Annotated in this window: 18 protein-coding genes and 3 pseudogenes; 7 read left to right on the top strand and 14 right to left on the bottom strand. The window is 68.7% G+C overall.

Translation table 11 applies throughout. The annotated features are described in order from the left end of the window. Window positions 1-446: 446 nt before the first annotated feature. Both ACVCAG_RS44430 and ACVCAG_RS44425 read right to left on the bottom strand, forming a co-directional pair. The gene (locus ACVCAG_RS44430) at window positions 447-1,163 is read right to left on the bottom strand and encodes a class I SAM-dependent methyltransferase (RefSeq protein WP_440088456.1); all 717 of its coding nucleotides are present in this window, start codon (window positions 1,161-1,163) and stop codon (window positions 447-449) included. Between the two features lie 201 nt (window positions 1,164-1,364). After that, the gene (locus ACVCAG_RS44425) at window positions 1,365-2,180 is read right to left on the bottom strand and encodes a glycerophosphodiester phosphodiesterase family protein (RefSeq protein WP_440088458.1); all 816 of its coding nucleotides are present in this window, start codon (window positions 2,178-2,180) and stop codon (window positions 1,365-1,367) included. A 278-nt stretch (window positions 2,181-2,458) separates the two neighbouring features. Here ACVCAG_RS44425 and ppk2 point away from each other — a divergent pair, with 278 nt between their 5' ends. Continuing rightward, on the top strand, window positions 2,459-3,316 hold the full coding sequence (gene ppk2, locus ACVCAG_RS44420) for a polyphosphate kinase 2 (protein WP_447191585.1): 858 nt from the start codon (window positions 2,459-2,461) through the stop codon (window positions 3,314-3,316). A gap of 137 nt (window positions 3,317-3,453) precedes the next feature. After that, the gene (locus ACVCAG_RS44415; RefSeq protein WP_440088462.1) at window positions 3,454-3,657 is read left to right on the top strand and encodes a hypothetical protein; all 204 of its coding nucleotides are present in this window, start codon (window positions 3,454-3,456) and stop codon (window positions 3,655-3,657) included. 278 nt (window positions 3,658-3,935) lie between these two features. On the opposite strand, the gene ACVCAG_RS44410 is transcribed toward ACVCAG_RS44415, so the two are convergent. After that, window positions 3,936-4,448: a DUF3995 domain-containing protein gene (locus ACVCAG_RS44410; RefSeq protein WP_440088464.1), complete on the bottom strand. Its 513-nt coding sequence runs from the start codon at window positions 4,446-4,448 to the stop codon at window positions 3,936-3,938. Between the two features lie 472 nt (window positions 4,449-4,920). Between ACVCAG_RS44410 and ACVCAG_RS44405 the strand changes: the two genes are divergently transcribed. Continuing rightward, window positions 4,921-5,550: a transposase family protein gene (locus ACVCAG_RS44405; RefSeq protein ID WP_447191584.1), complete on the top strand. Its 630-nt coding sequence runs from the start codon at window positions 4,921-4,923 to the stop codon at window positions 5,548-5,550. Window positions 5,551-5,703: 153 nt separating this feature from the next. On the opposite strand, the gene ACVCAG_RS44400 is transcribed toward ACVCAG_RS44405, so the two are convergent. The 7 genes from ACVCAG_RS44400 to ACVCAG_RS44370 form a co-directional block, all read right to left on the bottom strand. Continuing rightward, window positions 5,704-5,976 (bottom strand): transposase, encoded by a 273-nt coding sequence (locus ACVCAG_RS44400; RefSeq protein ID WP_440088466.1) that lies wholly within the window; start codon window positions 5,974-5,976, stop codon window positions 5,704-5,706. Between the two features lie 97 nt (window positions 5,977-6,073). Next, window positions 6,074-7,750 (bottom strand): Mov34/MPN/PAD-1 family protein, encoded by a 1,677-nt coding sequence (locus ACVCAG_RS44395; RefSeq protein WP_440088467.1) that lies wholly within the window; start codon window positions 7,748-7,750, stop codon window positions 6,074-6,076. After that, entirely contained in the window at window positions 7,747-8,769 is a 1,023-nt protein-coding gene (locus tag ACVCAG_RS44390) for a ThiF family adenylyltransferase (RefSeq protein ID WP_440088469.1), read from the bottom strand. The genes ACVCAG_RS44395 and ACVCAG_RS44390 overlap by 4 nt, the downstream gene beginning before the upstream one ends. Continuing rightward, window positions 8,766-10,100 carry a tetratricopeptide repeat protein gene (locus ACVCAG_RS44385; protein WP_440088471.1) on the bottom strand — a complete coding sequence of 445 codons (1,335 nt, stop codon included), beginning with the start codon at window positions 10,098-10,100 and terminating at the stop codon, window positions 8,766-8,768. The genes ACVCAG_RS44390 and ACVCAG_RS44385 overlap by 4 nt, the downstream gene beginning before the upstream one ends. After that, entirely contained in the window at window positions 10,093-11,718 is a 1,626-nt protein-coding gene (locus ACVCAG_RS44380) for a trypsin-like peptidase domain-containing protein (RefSeq protein ID WP_440088472.1), read from the bottom strand. The genes ACVCAG_RS44385 and ACVCAG_RS44380 overlap by 8 nt, the downstream gene beginning before the upstream one ends. Window positions 11,719-11,730: 12 nt before the next feature. Next, window positions 11,731-12,036, bottom strand: coding sequence for a trypco2 family protein (locus ACVCAG_RS44375; protein ID WP_440088473.1), 306 nt, complete (start codon window positions 12,034-12,036; stop codon window positions 11,731-11,733). A 38-nt stretch (window positions 12,037-12,074) separates the two neighbouring features. After that, window positions 12,075-12,461, bottom strand: a complete 387-nt coding sequence (locus ACVCAG_RS44370; RefSeq protein ID WP_440088475.1) for a hypothetical protein — start codon at window positions 12,459-12,461, stop codon at window positions 12,075-12,077. Between the two features lie 49 nt (window positions 12,462-12,510). Between ACVCAG_RS44370 and ACVCAG_RS44365 the strand changes: the two genes are divergently transcribed. Beyond that, window positions 12,511-12,858 carry an STAS domain-containing protein gene (locus ACVCAG_RS44365; RefSeq protein WP_447191587.1) on the top strand — a complete coding sequence of 116 codons (348 nt, stop codon included), beginning with the start codon at window positions 12,511-12,513 and terminating at the stop codon, window positions 12,856-12,858. A 168-nt stretch (window positions 12,859-13,026) separates the two neighbouring features. Here ACVCAG_RS44365 and ACVCAG_RS44360 read toward each other — a convergent pair whose 3' ends face one another. Beyond that, a complete protein-coding gene (locus ACVCAG_RS44360; protein WP_440088477.1) occupies window positions 13,027-13,428 on the bottom strand; it encodes a MerR family transcriptional regulator in 402 nt (133 codons plus the stop codon). Between the two features lie 148 nt (window positions 13,429-13,576). Between ACVCAG_RS44360 and ACVCAG_RS44355 the strand changes: the two genes are divergently transcribed. After that, complete coding sequence (locus ACVCAG_RS44355; RefSeq protein ID WP_440088479.1) at window positions 13,577-14,056, top strand: oxygenase MpaB family protein; 480 nt, start codon at window positions 13,577-13,579, stop codon at window positions 14,054-14,056. Here the strand turns inward: ACVCAG_RS44355 and ACVCAG_RS44350 are convergent. Both ACVCAG_RS44350 and ACVCAG_RS44345 read right to left on the bottom strand, forming a co-directional pair. After that, window positions 14,034-14,390 carry a hypothetical protein gene (locus ACVCAG_RS44350; RefSeq protein ID WP_447191583.1) on the bottom strand — a complete coding sequence of 119 codons (357 nt, stop codon included), beginning with the start codon at window positions 14,388-14,390 and terminating at the stop codon, window positions 14,034-14,036. The two genes, ACVCAG_RS44355 and ACVCAG_RS44350, sit on opposite strands and share 23 nt — an antisense overlap. Before the next feature lie 427 nt (window positions 14,391-14,817). After that, window positions 14,818-15,634 (bottom strand): annotated as a pseudogene (locus ACVCAG_RS44345) (IS5 family transposase). Between the two features lie 35 nt (window positions 15,635-15,669). Between ACVCAG_RS44345 and ACVCAG_RS44340 the strand changes: the two are divergent. Continuing rightward, a pseudogene (locus ACVCAG_RS44340) lies at window positions 15,670-16,446 on the top strand (ISL3 family transposase); the annotation flags it as partial. A 448-nt stretch (window positions 16,447-16,894) separates the two neighbouring features. On the opposite strand, the pseudogene ACVCAG_RS44335 reads toward ACVCAG_RS44340, so the two are convergent. Next, window positions 16,895-17,044: pseudogene (locus tag ACVCAG_RS44335) on the bottom strand (transposase); the annotation flags it as partial. Between the two features lie 135 nt (window positions 17,045-17,179). Here ACVCAG_RS44335 and ligA point away from each other — a divergent pair. Then, window positions 17,180-18,958: NAD-dependent DNA ligase LigA (ligA, locus tag ACVCAG_RS44330; RefSeq protein ID WP_447191582.1), on the top strand; the 1,779-nt coding region annotated here is incomplete at its 3' end.

Here is an 18,958-nt window from a genome sequence, read left to right as displayed (position 1 = left end):
CCGGACTCCGTGCGGACCTGGCCGCGCCTGCCTTCGCGGCGACGGCGGCGGTGAGAGGCCCGGCGGCGAGACCCTTCTCGCCGCCGGGCCCGTTGTTCGCCAATCGATTCGATGAGCCGGAGAGCGCACATCTCCACCGACAGGCTTCGACGGTGAGCGCCGCCCGCACCGGTGCGGGCGGCGCGGGCGAACGGCTGTCACGTGCGCGTCACGTTCGAGGCGAGGCCCGCCTCATCGGCCGAGAGGCCTCCAGCAATCCCGGCACGGTTCAGTTCGTCCTCGCATGAACGCAATGCCTGTACTGGAGGCCAGCCGACCTGCACGGCTTCGGCGAGTCACCGAAAGGCGGGCTCCGATATCCCGCATGTGATGGGAATGGATTGCGCAGCAGGACGTCGGTTGAATGGTCACCAGGGGCGAGTTTCTCCAGGCCCAATTCGGCGGCTTCAGTCCTGGGCCTGTGACCGCCTCGCGTCTCTCCAGTGGTGCGAAGGGCCTGGGCGGGAGACGGAGGTCGAAACGGTCACCGGCTCGTCGGCATCCTCTCCGCGCCGTTGCCGGGGGCAGCGGGCGAGGTACACCAGGGCGGGGGGCAGGTTGCGCCACACCGTCCGGCTGAGCACGACCTCCTCGAAGGTCGTGCGAAGATCATGGAGGTGTTCTCGCGCGGGTGGCGCCCATCGTGTCCAGCGGTAGGCGAACTGGGTGAACACCCCGTCCCGGGAAAGGGAGCCGGCCACCAGCGGCAGCAGTCGGGCGCCCGCCACCGGCCGGAACGCGACCCAGGGCAGGCCGCTGACCACGACGTCGGCGGACAGGCCGCGCTCGGCCATCAACCGGGGCAGCTCGACCGCGTTGGCGTGCACGACCTCGACCCCGGGGAAGCGACGGCCGAGGAGCCCGGCCAGGCGCGGGTTGAGCTCGATGGCCAGATGGTGGCCCCTGCCGCCCAGGCGATCCTGGATGACCCGGGTGAAGGCGCCGGTTCCCGGTCCCAGCTCGACGATCGTCGGCTCTCCGCGTTCGGGGATCGGCACGACCATCTGCGCGGCGAGCCATCGCGAGCTCGGAGCGACCGTGGCGGTCAGCAGCGGGGACCGGAGGAACTCGCGCAGCAGGGAGGTGCCGCCGGAGGCGTCGGCGGCGGGGCTGGTCGGTGTCACCGTGCGTGCTCCAGTGTCGTGGTTTCCTGTCTCGCGGGCTCATGCTTCCAACAGGGCGGCCACCGTCGTCACCTGGCCGGGGTGAACACCGGGAGACATCTCCCCGGCCCTTCCGCCGGTCGGCGTCCCGTGGCCGGGGCTCCGGGGAGTCCCGGCCGGAGGGCTCGTCGTCACGAGGAGCCGGGTGGGTGGTCCGCCCCCTCAGGGCGTCAGGTCGGGTTTGTTGGTGATGATGCCGTCCACCCGGTAGGAGGTCACGCGCCGCATCATCGCCGGATCGTCCACGGTCCAGGTGAAGACCTCCATGCGGTGGCGGTGGACGCGCCTGACGTACTCGGGGGTGAGCTCGTTGTAGGGCGGGTTGATCTGGTCGGCGAACCTCGCGAGTCCCGGGAGGTCGGCGATCGCGGGCGTGCCGATCAGGCCGATCGGGACCCGGGGCATGACCCGGTGGAACGTGCGCATCGAGTTCCAGTCGAACGACTGCACGACGAGCCGCCCGGGCCTCAGCCACGAGGGGTGGCGTCGCAGCTCGTCGGCGACGCGGGTCTCGATGCCCCGGTAGAGCCCCGGCGCCTTGATCTCCAGCAGCAGGCCGAGCCGGCTCGCGCTCATCGCGCGCAGGGTCTCTCCGAGCGTGGGCACCGGCTCGCCCTTGTACTTCGCGTCGAACCACGAGCCCGCGTCCAGCCTGCGGATCTGCGCGAGGGTGAGGTCGCCGACCCTCCAGGGCGCCAGGCCGGGGAACAGTCTCTCGGCGTTGGTGGTACGGGCCAGTGTCGTGTCGTGCATCAGGACCAGCTCGTGGTCCTTGGTCTCCTGGACGTCGAGCTCGAACATGTCGGCGCCCTGCTTGTCCGCCAGCTCGAAGGCCGCGACGGTGTTCTCCGGCGCGTACGCCGACGCCCCGCGGTGGGCGACCGTGGTGGGAGCCGGTGGCTGCGCGGCGGCCGGGGGAACGACCGCCGCCAGCACCGCCAGCGTGGTCATGACGGTGAGGACGAGTCGTCGGAACATGGGTCTCCTCGACATCCGGGGAACGTCCTACGACCCTGAATCTGACCCGCGTTCATGACATCGAGTTGACATGCGAGTGGTTGGCCGATGCCGGGCAGATGAGCAATCGCCTCGGCACCGCTGTGCCGCGCGTGTCGCTATGGCCCGGCGTGGGAGAGGGGTACGGAAAACCGATGCCAGCTCCGGGTAAGACTCGCCGAATGACCGCCCGGCATGCCGAGCGGCCGCTACTCACCCATGGTGGCTGTGATCTGCTCGACGCCACCCCTGGGTTGTGGGTGAACGACTCCGAGGACGAGGACCCGGTGCTGGTGCGCGCCGACGGGCGCCCGGTCGACACCTGGCGCGAACGTTACCCCTACCCCGAGCGGGTGGCACGCGCCGACTACGAACGCGACAAGCGGCTACTGCAGATCGAGTTGCTGAAACTGCAGTACTGGATCAAGCGGTCGGGGAGGCGGCTGGCCGTTCTGTTCGAGGGCCGTGACGCAGCCGGCAAGGGCGGCACGATCAAGCGCTTCACCGAGCACCTCAACCCGCGCGGCGCGACGGTCGTAGCGCTGGAGAAACCGAATGAGCGCGAACGCTCGCAGTGGTACTTCCAGCGTTATGTGGCTCACCTGCCCGCCGCCGGGGAGATCATCTTGTTCGACCGCTCCTGGTATACCCGCGCCGGCGTCGAGCGGGTGATGAACTTCTGTACGACCGAGCAGTACCTGGAGTTTCTGCGGCAGGTCCCGCGCTTCGAGCAGATGCTGATCGACTCGGGCCTGCACCTGGTCAAGCTCTGGTTCTCGGTCTCACGCGCCGAGCAGCGCACCCGCTTCGTCATCCGCCAGGTCGACCCGGTACGGCGCTGGAAGCTGTCGCCGATCGACCTGGCCTCGCTGAACAGGTGGAACGACTACACCATGGCCAAGGAAGACATGTTCCTGCACACCGACACCGCGGCCTCCCCCTGGACGGTCATCAAGAGCAACGACAAACGACGTGCCCGCTTGGAGGCGATGCGCCATGTACTGAACCTGTTCGACTACACCGGCAAAGACGAGCAGGTCGTGGCCACCCCAGACCCGCGCATCGTCATCTCCGCCGCCGACATCCTTGGGGAGGACCACAGCGCCACGCCCAGTTGAATGGCCTTGTGAGTGTTTGATCCTGTGAGTTCTGTCTGGTTTGGATACTCAGGTCCCGCGCCAGTTTTGGGGGTTTTCTCTGGTGAGGCGGCGGGTTGTTACGACGGTAGCCGCCATCGATCCAGGCCCTGCTGACCGTGAGATGGCCGGTGGCGAGCCGCGAGGTCCATAACCACACGCCGGCTCACCTCGCCGAGGCCGCCCTCTGGTCCGCCCGAGCCGTGTCCCGGTGGCCGATCGCCGAGTTCCTCGGCCCCATCCATCCCCTGGCCGACCTCGACCTCGCTTTGGCGGCCTCCGCCCTCGCCGCCGTCATCCGCGTCGGCATGGCCCCCGGATGAGCGATTTCACTGCGAGCCAGGCGCATGCGACACATGGGAAGCCACCCACCCTACAGAAACATCGGAATCAACTTACTCAGGCGTCGCCTCCTGTTAAGCGAATCATCACCTGACCGGTTCATCGTAGGGAGGCCGGAGGCCACATCCTGCCCGGGCGCTTTCGCGTGGTCGGCCGCCCTGGCGGCTGCCGTTTCCGCTGTTCGTCCCTTACAAGTTGGTGCGCGATAGCGGAGATCGGTCGTAGGGACCGAGTTGGACTGTGGGCGATCCCGGACGGGTTATCCGATTCCTGCTATCAGGGCCGCGGCGGACAGGGCCAGTGCGCCGAGTCCGCCGATCATGCCCGTGATCGTGGCACCCCGGCGGTCGGCCATCGTGCTCAAGTGAGTACGTGCGGCCAAGATGAAGGTGACCCCGCCGCCCACGAACCACGGTCCCCACAGGTAGGTGTACCAGCGGCTGACCGGCAGCAGCTCCGGGGCGAGCTCGATGATGTGCGCCTGGACGAGCAGTCCCTGCCCGACGAACAGTGCTCCATGCCAGACGAGCAGTACCCCCGCGCCCCACGCCATCAGCTGCAGGAGGCAATCCATGCCGCGCCCCCAGGCGCGGCGGCGCACCAGAGCCAGGCCCAGCAGCGCGCCGACGACCTTGAGCATGCCGGTCACCCACAACACCGCGAGGAAGCCGGGGTTTTGCTCCTGCGCCAGCTTGATCAGTGACGGTGAGATTGTGGACGCGGCCCCAGCCAAACCGCCCATCGCCCAGTAGAAGCTCGGAACGGCGAACACGAAGCCCCATACGGCAGCGGCATACCCAGGCCATCTGGCGGGGTGGCTCGCGGTATCAAGACGCAGACTCATGACCGTGATTCTGCCCAAGCCATCAAGGGGAGAGGCGAACGCCTCCGCTGTGCGAGGTATCGCCCAGGACTGGAAGTGTCGTAGGCGGGCGGAACAATACGTGACTTGTGACGATCACCTATCGTGCCGCCCTTTTCCATCCTGTCTTGACCGGGATCACCCGGGCACATCTGGGCGCCTTGGTTGAGGAACTGGCTGACCCCTGGATGGCTCGACAGGAGTCGGTGTTGCGAGAACGGCGGGGTGGCCGGAACCGGCTGCGGGTTGAGGGCGCCGGGCCGAACCACCGGTTGCCGTTCGTGGACCGGGTCATCGCGACGCTGGTCATCCTGCGGTTCCAGCTCCCGCATGCGGCCCTGGCCGTCCTGTACGGCGTGGACCGCTCGACCGCACTCGGGCCGTGGGCGAGATCCGGCCGCTGCCGGAGCGGAGGGGGTTCGCAGTTCCCGGCAGGCCCGGCGTACGGCTGCGCACGTTGGCGGACGTGTTCGCCTATGCCGCCGCCGAAGGCGTCGAGCTGCGCATCGACGGCACCGAGGTCCAGGTCCGCCGCCCCGCGGCGCACCGGCCCGGAAGGCGGGCATTCGTGTCCGGCAAGCGCAAGCAGAACACCTGCAAGAGCACCGTCATCAGCGATGGCGATGGGCGCCTGCTGTGGCAGGGCGCCTTCCGGCCAGGCCGGATGCACGACGTGACCACGCTGTGCACCGAAGGCATCGAGGACCTGCTCCGGTTCCATCCCGACGTCAAGGCCAAGGTCGACTCCGGCCACCAAGGCCTCGCCCGCGACTTCCCCACCCAGGTCACCGCCCCGCCGAAGAAGCCCGGCAAGGACACCACACCAGCCGAGGTAACCCGCCGGGAGGCGCAACGCCACCGACAGTCCTCACAGCGCATCTGCGTCGAACACGCCATCGCCGAACCCAAGCAACGGCGATCCATGCAGCGCTGGATCGGACGCCGCGAGCATTTCGCACCCACCGCCCGCGCCATCGCCGGGCCGGTCCCCGACCGCTGCGCCATGCGGTAGGGGCACCGACAGGACCGTCCAGGCCAGCATGCCCCGACCTCAATCGCGCACAGAGTCGTTACCTCATCGTCGAGGACCGGCGAACACGATGAGGTCATCTCGCGGCCGGTCGCCGAGGCGGAACCAGTTCGACTCCACGAAAGCCGGAGTACATCAGGGCCTCCAGCAATTCCGGCGCGGTTCAATCAGCGCGTCCATCAGTCCTTGAAAGACCCCGGTTTTGGTCCAGGCGTTGAATCGAGAGTAGAGCGTGGACCACGGCCCGTAACGTTCCGGGACATCACGCCAGCCGGATCCGGTGCGAAAACGCCACAAGATCCCGTTGAACTGATCACGCACCCGCCGTGGCAGCGGTCCGGTGGGCGGCACCGGCAGATACGGCTCGATCAACGCCCACTCGGCATCCGTCACATCAAAGCGCGCCACGTCCGAGTTCTACCAGCCACGGCCGGCCCGCCACCGGACCTCACCTGGATCCGAACTCCGAACAGCTCCTGGAGGTTTTTATGCAGCGATCCCCCGCTCATCTGAGCGGTCGCGTCCAGGGGCGTTCCTTCAGGCTCCCTCCCTCGTGCTGATAACAGCTGATCCCGTCGCGAGAGACCAGGACGGCCACCTGCCACGGATGCGGGAATAGGTTCCGGTGCAGCGCCAGGTCAGCTGCTGAGGGGTACGGCGGGGCGTGCTCCGGGTGCGTGTGGAACCAGCCGACCACCTGGCGTGCCCCGGCCGTCGCGAAGGCGGCCGTCGTCAGGCTCCAACTGGTCGACGTGGCGTCGGGGTCGTGGATCTCGACGGCTTCGACCACCTGGACGACACGCTTGCCGGCCTCGCCCTGAACGCGGCCGAGCAGGAGGCCCCCGCGCTCCGCCGTACCCTGCCGGTAGCGGTCCAGGCGGACGGCGTCGTCGATCTCGATGCCCAGACGGCGCAGGTGCAGCAGCGGCGGCGCAGGCGGCCGGTCGTCGCTGAGCCACGGGTGGCCGCCACGCTCTCTGATGCGTTCCCGGCCTTTCGGCGTGAGCGCCCAGGCGGTGGCTGTCAGGTCGAGGAAACCCTCACCGCCCAGGTCGGCGGGGCGTGGCTCGTAGATCCGGTATGCCGCCAGCTCGATGAGGGCGCCGCACAGCTCGGCGATTCCCAAGGGCAGGGCGCCCAGGCAGACGACGCCGTCGGCGATGTTCGGGTGGAAGATCGGCGATAACCAGCGCACTTCGGGCACTGCGACGGGATAGGCCGGGGGGAGGGTGATGGCCACGGAGTGCCGGTCGACGGGGACGGGTCGTACCGGTCTGGCGGTGCTGTCGGCGGGCGGCCCGAACCCAGCGGCCGAGAACGCGATCGTGAAACAGGTGGGGAAGTGCGGATCGTCCACGCCGGTGAGAGTCGCCCCGGGGGTGCGGGCGACGAAGTCGAGGACCGCCTCGTGGGCGCGGTCCAGCGCCGCCAGCCGGTCCTCGTACAGTCCCGCACCGGCGGTGGACTGGAACCCGATCCTGAGCCGGTCGTCTTCTTCGACGCCGGCCTCGTGCAGGGTTTGTCCCGGATCGAGCCGGCGCCTGGTCCCTTCCTCGGTCACGACCATGCGACGCGGGTCGGAGGCCGCGTAGCCGGACTCGTGGATGACGGCGGAGGCGATCTCGGATGGGGTGAGCGTGGAGGGCACGCCTTGCAGCTGGTAGGGCGTCTGGTCGGGTCCGTACACCGTCAGCGAGCGGTAGAGGTAGGGACGGTGGCCCCAGCGGTGGTATGTCACCTCCAGGGCAGGCAGTTCGCGGCTGAGACGCTCGACGAGTTGTTGTAGTTCGTCGTCATCGCGGTCGGCGACGCTGACTGCCATCTGTGCGTTCGTTACATAGACGAGGCCTGCGCTGGGATCAGCTTGCGTGGCCCTTCTGAGCACTTCGTCGTCACGCAGCTCTTCCCCTATGAAGATCAGGGTCACTGTGGGCGTTGACGGCGTGTCCTGCTGCAATGCCTGCCTGAGCACGGTGTTAGCCGGATACACGCGCAAGGCGGCTTCGACCAGTTGGGTGAGTTCGTTCGGGTTCAGTGCGCGCGCCAATCGCTCCCAGTATTCGCCGGGTGCCGCACCGGCGGGCGGCGGTTCGATCTGGAGCCCGGCGATCTCCAAGAGACCCGCGATGGCGTCACGCTCGGGAAACAACTCGGACAGCGCGCGCTCAACATCGCTTGTCATGCGGTCGGTCCCTTCAACTCCAGATACCGCACCGTTCCCGGGTGTCCGCGGCGTGCGACGGGCAGGATCTCCTGGGCGGCGATCCCCAGCTCGACCAGCGGGGCGGTGTAGGGGGCCCGGCTCAGCAGGAGGGTCGTGGTGCCCGGCAGCGCCGCCCACGCGAACGCCTCCTCGTCGGGCGCGAGCCGGGCCATCACGTCGGCGACCGTGCGGGCCGGGCTCACCGGTTCGACCTTGGCCCAGTTGATGGGGGCGTGCAGTGGGCAGGCCGGGTCCCTGCTGCGTTCCAGGTGGATCGTTCTTGCGCCCGTGTCGACGTACACCGCGGCGGCGGGGACGGTCAGGCCGAGCAGCACCCGGATGGCCAAGGTCGCCTCCCATGCGCCGATCAGCGCCGAGACGGGTGCGGAGGCGCCCTGCGGCACGGCGTGGTCGGCCGTTGCGCAGCTCCACGGGTCATCGCGTACGGCACGCTGGCGCTCGCTCAGCCCGCAGGCCACGCAGCCAGCCGACGGCGGGTAGTAGCACACCTCGCCTCCCCACGGATGAGTGCCCGCGTCGAGCAGCCCCACCTCGGTGGCGTTGCAGCGGGCGGCCAGTTGGATCCGCGCCTGCAGGCTGTCCAGGCAGCTGATCACCAGGTCCATGTCGCGGATCGCGGCCAGGCCAACCCCGCTGAGGTGCGTGGCGGTGACGATGTCGACCTGCGTGGCGGGAGCGAGGTCGTGCAGGGCGGCCTGGGCTGCCTCCACCTTCGCGCGGCCGATGTCCCTCTGGCGGAACAACACGCAGCGGCTGAGGTTGGATTCGGCCACCACGTCCGGATCGCACAGGAGCAGCCGGCCCACTCCGGCCATGGCGAGCAGGCGGGCGACCTCGTTGCCGAGCGCTCCCACGCCGACGACGATCACGGATGCGGTGGCGAGCAGGTGCTGCCGCCAGCCCGGAATGTGCTCGTGCCTGCCGTACCGGCCGTCGGTCATGGCGGCTCCGGCGTGGTCAGGTTGACCGGTGGTCATGGCGATTCCGGCGTGGTCAGGCCGCTGCGGGTTGCTTCCAGCCGGCTCCTCTCGGCCTGCGCCTGCGTGCTCTGGCCGAGATCCTCGAGCACGGTCACGAGGTTTCGCCAGCTCGCCAGCGTCTCGGGGTGGTCGTCCCCGAGCAGGCGCCGCCGCGCGGCCAGGACCTCGTGGAACTCGTCCGATGCGGGCACCAGATGTCCCAGCGTGGCCATGACGGCGGCCAGGTTGTGCCTGCTGGCCAGGGTGTCGGGATGATCCCGTCCCAGCGTTCCCTCTCGTGCGCGCAGGGCCTCGGCGAACAGATCGCGAGCCGCCGTGAACCGTCCCATGGAGCAGTGGACGGCGGCGAGACTCGACAGGATCGCCGGACGGGTCGGCGCCTCGGCCGGGATGTCACGGGCGGCGGCGAGCAGCAGGCCGACGCTCTCCTCCAGATCGTTTCTCTGGCCGGTGCGCTGGTAGCGGCCGAGCAGGGCGATGCCGAGATTCGACTGGCACAAGGTCCTTCCAGGGCCGTCGCCGCTGCCGGACAGGCTGTTGCGAAGATGGAGGATGGCACGGTCGAGGTCCTCCGGATCGGAGGTGAGCTCGAATCGCAGGCGCAGGGCCGCTCCCAGGTTCATGGCCATGATCGGCCGGTCACGGTGGCTGGCGGGCACCGTCACCACAGCCCATTCGAGGTGACCGATGGCCGAGTGCAGATCTTCGGCGTCGCGGGTGAGCTCGAATCGCGCCTGCAGGGCCGTACCCAGGTTGGACTGCCACGTCGACTCGTTCGGCTGACCCGCGGGCGTGGCTCGTACGGCCCGCCGGAAGCACTCGATCGCCCGATCGAGGTCGGACCTGTCCTGATCCAGGTCGAAACGAGTCCGTAGAGCGCCGCCGAGTTGTCCCAGCAGGTCGGCGTCTTCGCGGGAGGCCGCTCGTACGGCAGCGTCGCACACGCCGACCGCCGAGTCGAGGTCGGCTCGCTCACCGGTTCGCTCATATCGGTCAAGGTGTGCTTGTCCCATGCGGGACAGGCCCGCAGCGGTGACCACGTGTCCTCGCGGCAGGGTCCGCACCGCTCCCTGGAAGATCTTCAGGGCCAGGTCGTGGGTGGTGGAGGCCTTCTTGAGCGAAGCCTTCACCGCCGGTCCTCCGGCGAGTTCGGTGAAGTGCCTGGCCTCTTCCAGCAGGACCAGAGAGCTCTCCCAGCGTTGCTGTTGCAGCTCGCGCATGCCCGCGTCCGCGAGCAGCAGGGCCAGCTCACCGCCGTGCCGGCGCGGGTCGTGCGCGGCCAGCTCACGCAGGCGCGTGAGCTGGCCGGGCAGGTCGGTCTCAGTCATGGCCTGACGTCCCCCACTGCAGGATCTCGGGCAGCAGCTCCAGGGCTTCGCGCGGTTCGCAGATCACGCTGACCGTTCTGGAGCCGTCGCGGCTGGTGGTCAGGTCGTAGCGCATCTGCGGCCGGGTCTCGACCGGATGCCCGCCCTGCTCGACCGAGAGCGACCAGGCGACGGTCACCGACGAACGCTGCCGGTCCGCTGCCGAACCGTCACCCAGGAGCATCAGGGGAAGCTGCCCGCGCCGGTGCCCGTATCGCTCCAGGTACTGACGGCAGTCAAGTCCGTGCGCGCGCATGTACGCGACAGCTTGGGCCAGGGCCAGCGGCTGGCAGCCGAGCTCGCGCGCGAGCTGGCCGGCGTGGACGGCGTCCGTGCCCAACTGCGCGGTCACGAAGGCGGCAGCCTCCTCCTCGGTGAACAGACCGACCTCGATCAGTGATGCGTACGGCACGCGGGAAGCCGTCTCTTGGCGACGGGTCGTGATCAGCACCCGGCCGGCGGGGTTGCGCGGCGGCCACAGCCCTCGCAGGGTGTCCGGGTGGCCCACGTCGTCGAAGACGATCAGCCAGCGGCGATCGGTGGCGGCGAGCCAGGCCGGCAAGGACGATGTCTCCAGGGCGGCCGCGGTTTCGGCGTAGGTCTTGACCACCGCGTCACGGTCGTTCGCCTTCATCCACACGAGCACGTCGACGTCGGAGCGTTCCCAGGCGGTGCGGGCATAGTGGGCGGCGAGCTGGGTCACGCCCACGCCGCCCAATCCCGACCGCTCAGGCGCCAGGACCACCGCCTCGCCGTTCAGGAGCGCGGTTGCCAGCTCGTGAACGTGCCGCCGCAGTTGGAAGCAGTCGGCGAGGGCCGGCGGCTCACTCACCAGAACGGGCGGCCGGGCGGGTAGCACCGGTAGCCGGGCGGGGGCGACACCCAGCGCCCTCCACCAGCGACCGGCGTCTGGCAGGCGGTTGATGTGCGAGATGGGGGTCAGCGTGAGCGCCGACTGACCGGCACGCGGGTGGTGCTCCGACACCACCGCCACGATTCTGCCCCCCACCACGACGGCCGCGCCCGACATCCCCGACCAAGCCGACTGGCCCAGCGCCTCCTCCTTAGGAGGCAGCGGCCGGGGGGCGCTGGACACCCGGAGGGTCAACAGCCCGGAGTACAGATCCTCGGCGGTCGGAATGACACCGTCGATCTGCGCGGTCTCCCGCACCGGGCCCGCGCCGTCGATGTAAAGGGTCTTGAACGCCGGAAAGCCGACGGACCAGCAGCCCTCGACGACCATGGCCGCATCGGTGTGCCGGTCGATCGTCGAGAAGCCGGCCAAGGGGATGTCTCCGGCGATCTTCCTGTCGCCCTCTCCGCCGACCTCGATCAGCGCCAGATCGGCCACATCGCGATCACCCAGGAGCAGGAGCCGGGCCGACCATTCGTGCTTGCCGGACGATTCACCGGCGCCGAGACGGCGGATGGTGAGCTCGCCGCCACCGTCTACGACGTGCGCGGAGGTTAAGACCAGGCGGCCGCCGACGAGGAACCCCGAGCCGACGCTCCAGCGCTGTACGGCGTCGGCGCCGTGATCGCAGAGGACCTCGACGACCCGATCCCGTAGGCCGCTCATGCCGTACCGGGCCTAACCGGGCCGCTGATCCGACCGCGCGGCCACCTTGATCGGCCGACCTTGGGCGTCGACAGGCGGTTCCAGTTCGACGGTGAGGGTGTGCACGGTCTCCTTGGCGTACTCGCCTGCTGCGCCGAGCTCAAGCACCCAGACTTTGACACCGCCGGAGGCCTCGACGGACCTCGTCACACCGACCTGGAATTCCAGCGTCACCGCGCCTACGGGGAACTGGATCCCGGCGTCCACACCGGCTGCCACGGCCTGCGCGAGCTCCCGACGGACTTGGGCAATCGCCTCAACTAACCCAATTTGCGCCATTCATCACCCGCATACGTATGTGGTTGCCTGGGGTGATCCTACGGCCAGCCGGCGTTAACCGTAAGGCGGAAATATGCCGCCTCAACGGCCTCGCCGTCCTCCGTCCTTCCCGAGCTCCACCATGACCCGCTGGATGCCGTGCGGATGATCGGAAGCGGCCAGGACGGCCGCCGCGTTCCGGACACGGCTGCTCCAACCAGGGCCAGCACGCGGCCGGTCGTCTCCGCATCCAGCCGGGCCGCGATCTTGGCGAACCAGGTCTCCTCCGCGTTGTGCAGAGCCGAGCGCACGATCCGGGTGATGCGTCCCGGACCCGGCGGCTCGATCCGTTCGGCCCGGCACTGCTTGGGGTCCCGGTAGCAATCGCGGAAAATCCAACGGATATGGGCCTGACCTGCACGGATCGAGCATGGCCTGCCGTTCACCTGAGCGTTTTCCCAAGGAGTCTCCACAGGTCAACAGCAACACCGTTGGATTCGCGGCCATTACTACCGGGACCCCTCCATCTCCGCCGGGCTGCTGCACCGGCAGATCAAAGACGCCTGGCAGACGCATTCCTCTGGACTGGTGGTGGATCCGGGCGGCGTGACGTTCTGCGACTCCATGGGTGTCGGTGTGCTGGTCCTGTTGCTCGAGCAGAGCCGTGAACAGCAGAGCGCCTTGTTCTTGGCGAACATCCCGCCGGCGCTGGAACGCGTCTTGACGATCACCGGCCTGCGCACCGCGTTCCAGGTGGAGACGTCGGCGGAGGAGGCCATCCAGAAGGCGCAGGCCGCACAGTCGCGGCCCGGGCCACCGCAAGAGGAGGCCGACTCGTCATAGCCCCCTCGGGCCGAGAGGGGCGAACAGGACGGCCCGGCCCATGCCGTGGGTCCTCACGAACCCTTCAGCAGATGCGAGGCCGGTGACAACAAGCGCGGTCAATGTCGCCAACGTGCACACCAGGACCCGGTCGGCTCCATGCCGCCGGGTCTTGTCATCCTGCTGGGGTTAGTGTCCGGCCGGGCGGTCGCGGGCGTCGTTGATGCGCAGCGCCTCGGCGAGCTGGTCTTCCAGGATGATGATCCGGCAGGCGGCTTCCACCGGGGTGCCCTGGTCGACCAGTTCCCGGGCCCAGGCGGCCAGGCGCAGCTGGTAGCGGGAGTAGCGGCGGTGCCCGCCGCCGGAGCGTAGCGGCTCGATCAGTCCGGCGGCGCCCAGAGCCCGCAGGAACGTCGGGGTGACACCGAGCATGTCGGCGGCCGCGCCCATGCTGAAGGCGGGGTAATCCTCATCGTCGAACCGATCCTCGAACCGGTCTTCGGCCCCGAATCCGGGCGTGGATCCGGCCGTGTGCGCGATCCTGCCGTGAGCGATCGTGTCTCCACCGGCAGCCGAGCGACGTTGACCCATACATTCCTTTCCCTGACGCGCACAGGGGCCCCGGCGCGTGTCGCGCCAGGGCCCCGAAGAGTTCAACACCATCTACCGGCCATCCGGCCGGCTTACCGTCGTCCACATCCGCCGTACTGCCTGGCGGTGATGCGGGGATCGCGGATACGTGACCTCAGACCACCTTCACTACTCCAAGGGCGGCGCCGACATGGAGGACCGCGTCGCCAAGACGAGCATCTTCGGCTTCGCGATCGGGGCCCTCGACGCCTACCGCCCCGCCGGCTCGTGCATCGTCGAGTGCGTCAAGACCCGGCTGGTGCACGCCGCGGTGCGGCACCTGCTGCAGCAGTCCCCCCACCGGGGCGGCGACATCCCGATCAGCCAGGAGGACATGCTCGTCACCTGGCACACCCTGCCCACCTTCGCCATGCGCAAGATGATCGAGTGGAAGGTGCCGGTCCGGCCCGCCGAGCCGGAGGCGTACCTGCACGTCTGGCAGGTGACCGCGCACATGCTCGGCATCAAGGACGAGTACGTCCCCGCCACCTGGGACGCCGCCTACGCCCAGTCCGGCCAGATCCCGCCCCGCAACATGGGCCCGACGCAAGAAAGGCGGCCCGGGGTCACGGGCGCCCGGGCCACTTGAGGGAGCAGACATTGACGGTGCGGGTCGAGAACTTCGGGATCTGGATGAGCCTGGATCTCGGTGCGATCCGTCCGTTCGCGAGGCGCTTCACCCGGTAGGCGCCGGGCCGGCCCCGGAAGTAGTACGTGCCGTTTTCGTCGCGCGCGCTACCCGCGACGCCCGGACCCACGACCGTGACCGACACGCCCCCCACGTGGGCACACCTGAAAACCAGCTTGAGGAGTCCGTACGGCGGTGTCGCCGCGGCCGAGGGAGGTGCGAAGCCGACGGTGGCCACGGCGAGGCTCATCGCGAGCGCGCCTGCGAGGGCAGAACGCCGGACAATGCTGAACATGATGATCCTTTCCTGGAGAACTCGGCCACTCTAGCCTCGTCTCCCATATGCGCAACGTGGTTCGGAAAAATGGTGAAGCGTTTGCGGGGGTTTCTCGCAGTGTGCGGCAGACGAAGCGCTATAGATCTGGCCGAAATGCCCCGGCACTCGGGCTTGGCTTCCTTCCGTGGCCACGCCGGTTCCCGTGGTGGACGTGGCTCGGCCTCAGGGTTCGCGGGCGCAGAGGTACGCATCCAGGCCGGCGGCGCCCTTGAGCATGCCGCGGGCCCCGGACGGACTGGCGGACCCGCCAGTCGCGCAGGGTCGCCTCCAGCGGAGCTGATCTGAACGATCAGCGGGGCGATCTGCTGCCGCGCGGCAGCTGGGCCGGGGCTTCGTCGGGGATCGCGGGTGCTTTCCTGTTTTCTCGCGGTTCTTAGACCGTGTCCTATGTGGTGAGTCGGACGAGCCGCTTGTAGCAGCACAGAGCAGCAGCGAGGCCGAGAAAGGCCGGATAGTTGCCGGAGTAGCGTTCGTAGCGGATGGTGAGTCGTCGATAGCCGGTCAGCCAGGACATGGTCCGTTCGATCACCCAGCGATGCCGGCCTAATCGCTGGCTGGACTCGATGCCCTTGCGTGCGATACGGACGGCGATGCGCTTGCCGCGCAGCCATCGGCGCAGGTCATCGCGGTCATAGGCCTTGTCCGCGTGGAGCTTGCCGGGCTTGATGGGACGGCCCTGACGAGGGTCGTGTCTCATGTGGAGCTCGGTCACCATGGGCTTGAGGCCCTCGCTGTCGTGAGTGTTACCAGATGAGACACCGACCACGAGGGGCAGTCCGGACCGGTCGGACAGGATGTGCATCTTCGAACCCGGTTTTCCTCGGTCCACGGGGCTCGGACCTGTATGGTCGCCCCCTTTTTCGTCCGCACGTGGGCGGAGTCCAGCACGACGCGGGACAGATCCAGCAGATCGGCCGCGGCCAGCTTGTCGAGCACGACCTGGTGCAGCTTGCTCCATACCCCGGCTCGCGACCAGATCAGGAACCGACGGTGCGCGGTGGACTTCGAGATCCCGAAACACGGTGGCAGAGCCCGCCACGCACACCCGCTCACCAAGACGTAGACAATGGCCGCGACCACCGCTTCATCAGGTGTGTTCTGCGTCCGCCGCCCTGCGGACGCATCCGCGTCGGCGGCAGCAGCGGCCGGGCGATCTCCCATAATCCGTCCGGGACGATCCACCCCCATGTGTTCCTTCCCATGCCTCGCTAACGTCCGACTCACCACATAGGACACGGTCTTAGTCGACCGCACCGCCGACACGCTGGAAGCCTGGCTTCGGGTCCATCCCGGAGTACAGCTCGTGTGTCGAGACGGCTCCGGCGCCTACGCCGAAGCGATTCGCCGCGCCCTCCCACAAGCCATCCAGGTCACCGACCGCTGGCACCTGTGGCACAACCTCGGCGACGCCGTGCTGAAGGAAGTCGCCGCGCACAGCGCCTGCTGGGCCACGACCGGAGTGCCCCTGCAAAACGGTAAGCGTGCACAAACCACTCGCGAGCGCTGGCACCACGTCCACGACCTGCTCGGCGAGATCAAGAACCTTGGCTATCGGGGCAGCTTCAACCTTCTTTACCGCTACATCACCCAGGGTCGAGTCGAAGCCGACCGCTTGCCCATCTCATCGCGACACCTGGCCCGGCTCCTGCTCACCCGACCCGGTAACCTCACCGGCAAGCAGCAGCGCCTGCGTGACGAGCTCACCGCCGCCTGCCCCGAGATGATCGACGTGGCCGGGCCGGTGCGCGCTTTCGCCGACCTGCTCCGGCCGCGCGAAGGCAACGCCGACCGTCTCGACACGTGGATCACCGCCGCCCGCGCCGCCGACCTACCCCACCCGCATGCCTTCACCCGCGGCCTTGACCAGGACCGCGATGCCGTCCGCGCGGCTGTCACCCTGCCCCACCACAACGGCGGCACCGAAGGCGTGAACACCAGGACCAAACGCATCCTGCGCCAGATGCACGGCCGCGCCGGATTCGCGCTACTCCGCCACCGGACCCTCCTGGAATAGCAACACGCTCCGCCACCACCGAAAGAGAGACAGAACCGAAAGAGAGACAGAGCCGTTTGATTGACAGACCCTAGCCATTCCCTGGGATCACGAGGTTTCCCCGCATGAGGTCCTCGACCTGGCCCGAACTACAGCGTAGATAGCGCGGTTGCGCCCACCGCGGACCGACGGCGCCCACAGGGGGCACTGGAACTGATGGTTATAGGCGATGGGCGTCAACGACGTTTTGAATTCTGACTTCTATCGCCACCTGGGTTCTAGCGCTTGTCGCAACACATCTGACAGATGAGGGGCGTGCTGATGGCTAGGAGAGGATCGAGCCGGAAGTCGGGTGTGAAGTCGTTGCACTGACAGCTGCTGCTGTGGGGCATCGGGACAGTCGAGGCCTGCCGGACCATGGGGATCACCCGCAAGACCGGATACCGGTGGCGAGTGGAGAACCGCGGCATTCCACCAGCGCGTGTCCGCAGGATGTGGGGTAGCCGAGAAATACCCCGATCCGGCAGTTGGTGATCTTCTCGACGGTGCCGATGTAAGGGCGTTGCACCTCAGTCGAACACAGACCCTTCTTCTCGAAGCCGGTGCCATCGCCAACCAGACCCTGATGATGAGTCGGTGCGACGAACCACCCGGTGCGGCCCCTCGTCGGAGGCCGCGCTCGGGAGGGACGGTCCGGCTCGGGGTCGCGTCCCGGGGGCCGAAAATTGTCGGTGCCGGACGCGATGATGGGATCATGACCGACGCACCCCCCAGCACTCTCCTTGCTGATCAGAGCGCCTATACCGAAGCCGTTCAGCTCGCCCTGGACGCCGCTGCCGCCTATTACGGAGACGGCACCTCCACTTTGGACGACGACGCCTACGACCGGTTGGTCCGGGGCATCCAGGCGTATGAGACCGAACATCCCGAGCAGGTGCTGCCGTCCTCGCCGACGGGCAAGGTGGCCGGTGGCGCGGTGGTCGGCGACGTGCCGCACACGGTGCCGATGCTGAGCCTGGACAACGTCTTCGGCGCCCAGCAGCTGGCCGACTGGGCCGCGTCGCTGGAGCGCAGGCTGGGCCGGCCGGTCACGCGGTGGAGTGTGGAGCCGAAGCTCGACGGGCTGGCGATCACCGCGCGTTATCGCGGCGGGCGGCTGGCGCAGCTGGTCACCCGGGGTGACGGCGTCGCGGGTGAGGACGTGAGCCACGCGATCGGCACCATCGTGGGGCTGCCCGCCAGGCTGGCCGAGCCGGTCACGGTGGAGCTGCGCGGTGAGGTGATGATGACCGCCGAGCAGTTCGAGCAGGCGTGCCTCAAGCGTCAGGCGCACGACGGCACCACGTTCGCCAACCCGCGCAGCGCCGCGGCCGGCACGCTGCGCGCTCAGGACCGGCCGTACGTGTGCGAGCTGACGTTCTTCGGGTACGGCGCGCTGTCACGCCCCGATGACACCTCCGAGCAGGCCGTGCGGCTGCGCGAGCTGCCGCACAGCGAGGTCATGGCGTGGGTCGCCGCTCAGGGGGCGCAGACCCCCGCCGTCACCGACGTCGGCGGGATCGTCGCCACCACCCTGGAGCAGATCCAGGAGCGGGTCGAGCAGATCGCCGCCAAGCGGGCCGAGCTGCCCTTCGGCATCGACGGCATCGTGATCAAGTGCGATCTCGCCGCCGACCAGGCGCAGGCCGGCTTCGGCACGCGCGCGCCCCGATGGGCGATCGCCTACAAGCTGCCCGCCACCGAGAAGATCACCAAGTTGATCGGCGTCGAGTGGAACACCGGCCGTACCGGCGTCATCGCCCCGCGCGCGGTGCTGGAGCCGGTCGAGCTCGACGGCAGCGTCGTCACCTACGCCACCCTGCACAACGTCGCCGACATCACCCGCCGGGGCCTGATGCTCGGTGATTTGGTGGTCGTCTACAAGGCCGGTGACGTGATCCCCCGGGTCGAGGCCCCGGTCGTGCACCTGCGCACCGGCGACGAGCGGCCGATCGCGATCCCGCAGGTCTGCCCGAGCTGCGGCGACGCCATCGACTCCTCGCAGGAGCGGTGGCGGTGCGTGCGCGGCCGCACCTGCCGGGCGATCGCCTCCATCACCTACGCCGCCGGCCGCGACCAGCTCGACATCGAGGGGCTCGCCACGAGCCGCATCGAGCAGATGCTGGACGCCGGGCTGATCGCCGACTTCGCCGACCTGTTCTCCCTGACCCGCGAGCAGGTGCTGAGCCTGGAGCGGATGGGCGAGACCAGCACCGACAACCTGCTCGCCGCCCTCGGGCGGGCCAAGGCCCAACCGCTCAGCAGGGTGTTCTGCGCGCTGGGCGTGCGCGGCACCGGCCGCTCCATGAGCCGGCGCATCGCCCGGCACTTCGGCAGCATGGACGCCATCCGCGCGGCCGACGCCGAGGCGATCCAGGCGGTGGAGGGCATCGGCCCGGAGAAGGCGCCGGTGGTGGTGGCCGAGCTGGTCGAGCTGGCGCCGCTGATCGACAAGCTGGTGGCGGCCGGGGTCACCATGACCGAGCCCGGCTGG

The organism is Streptosporangium sp. G12, from assembly GCF_052983175.1.
The sequence above is the reverse complement of the archived record's forward strand: the minus strand, read 5'-3'. Positions and strand labels throughout refer to the sequence as shown.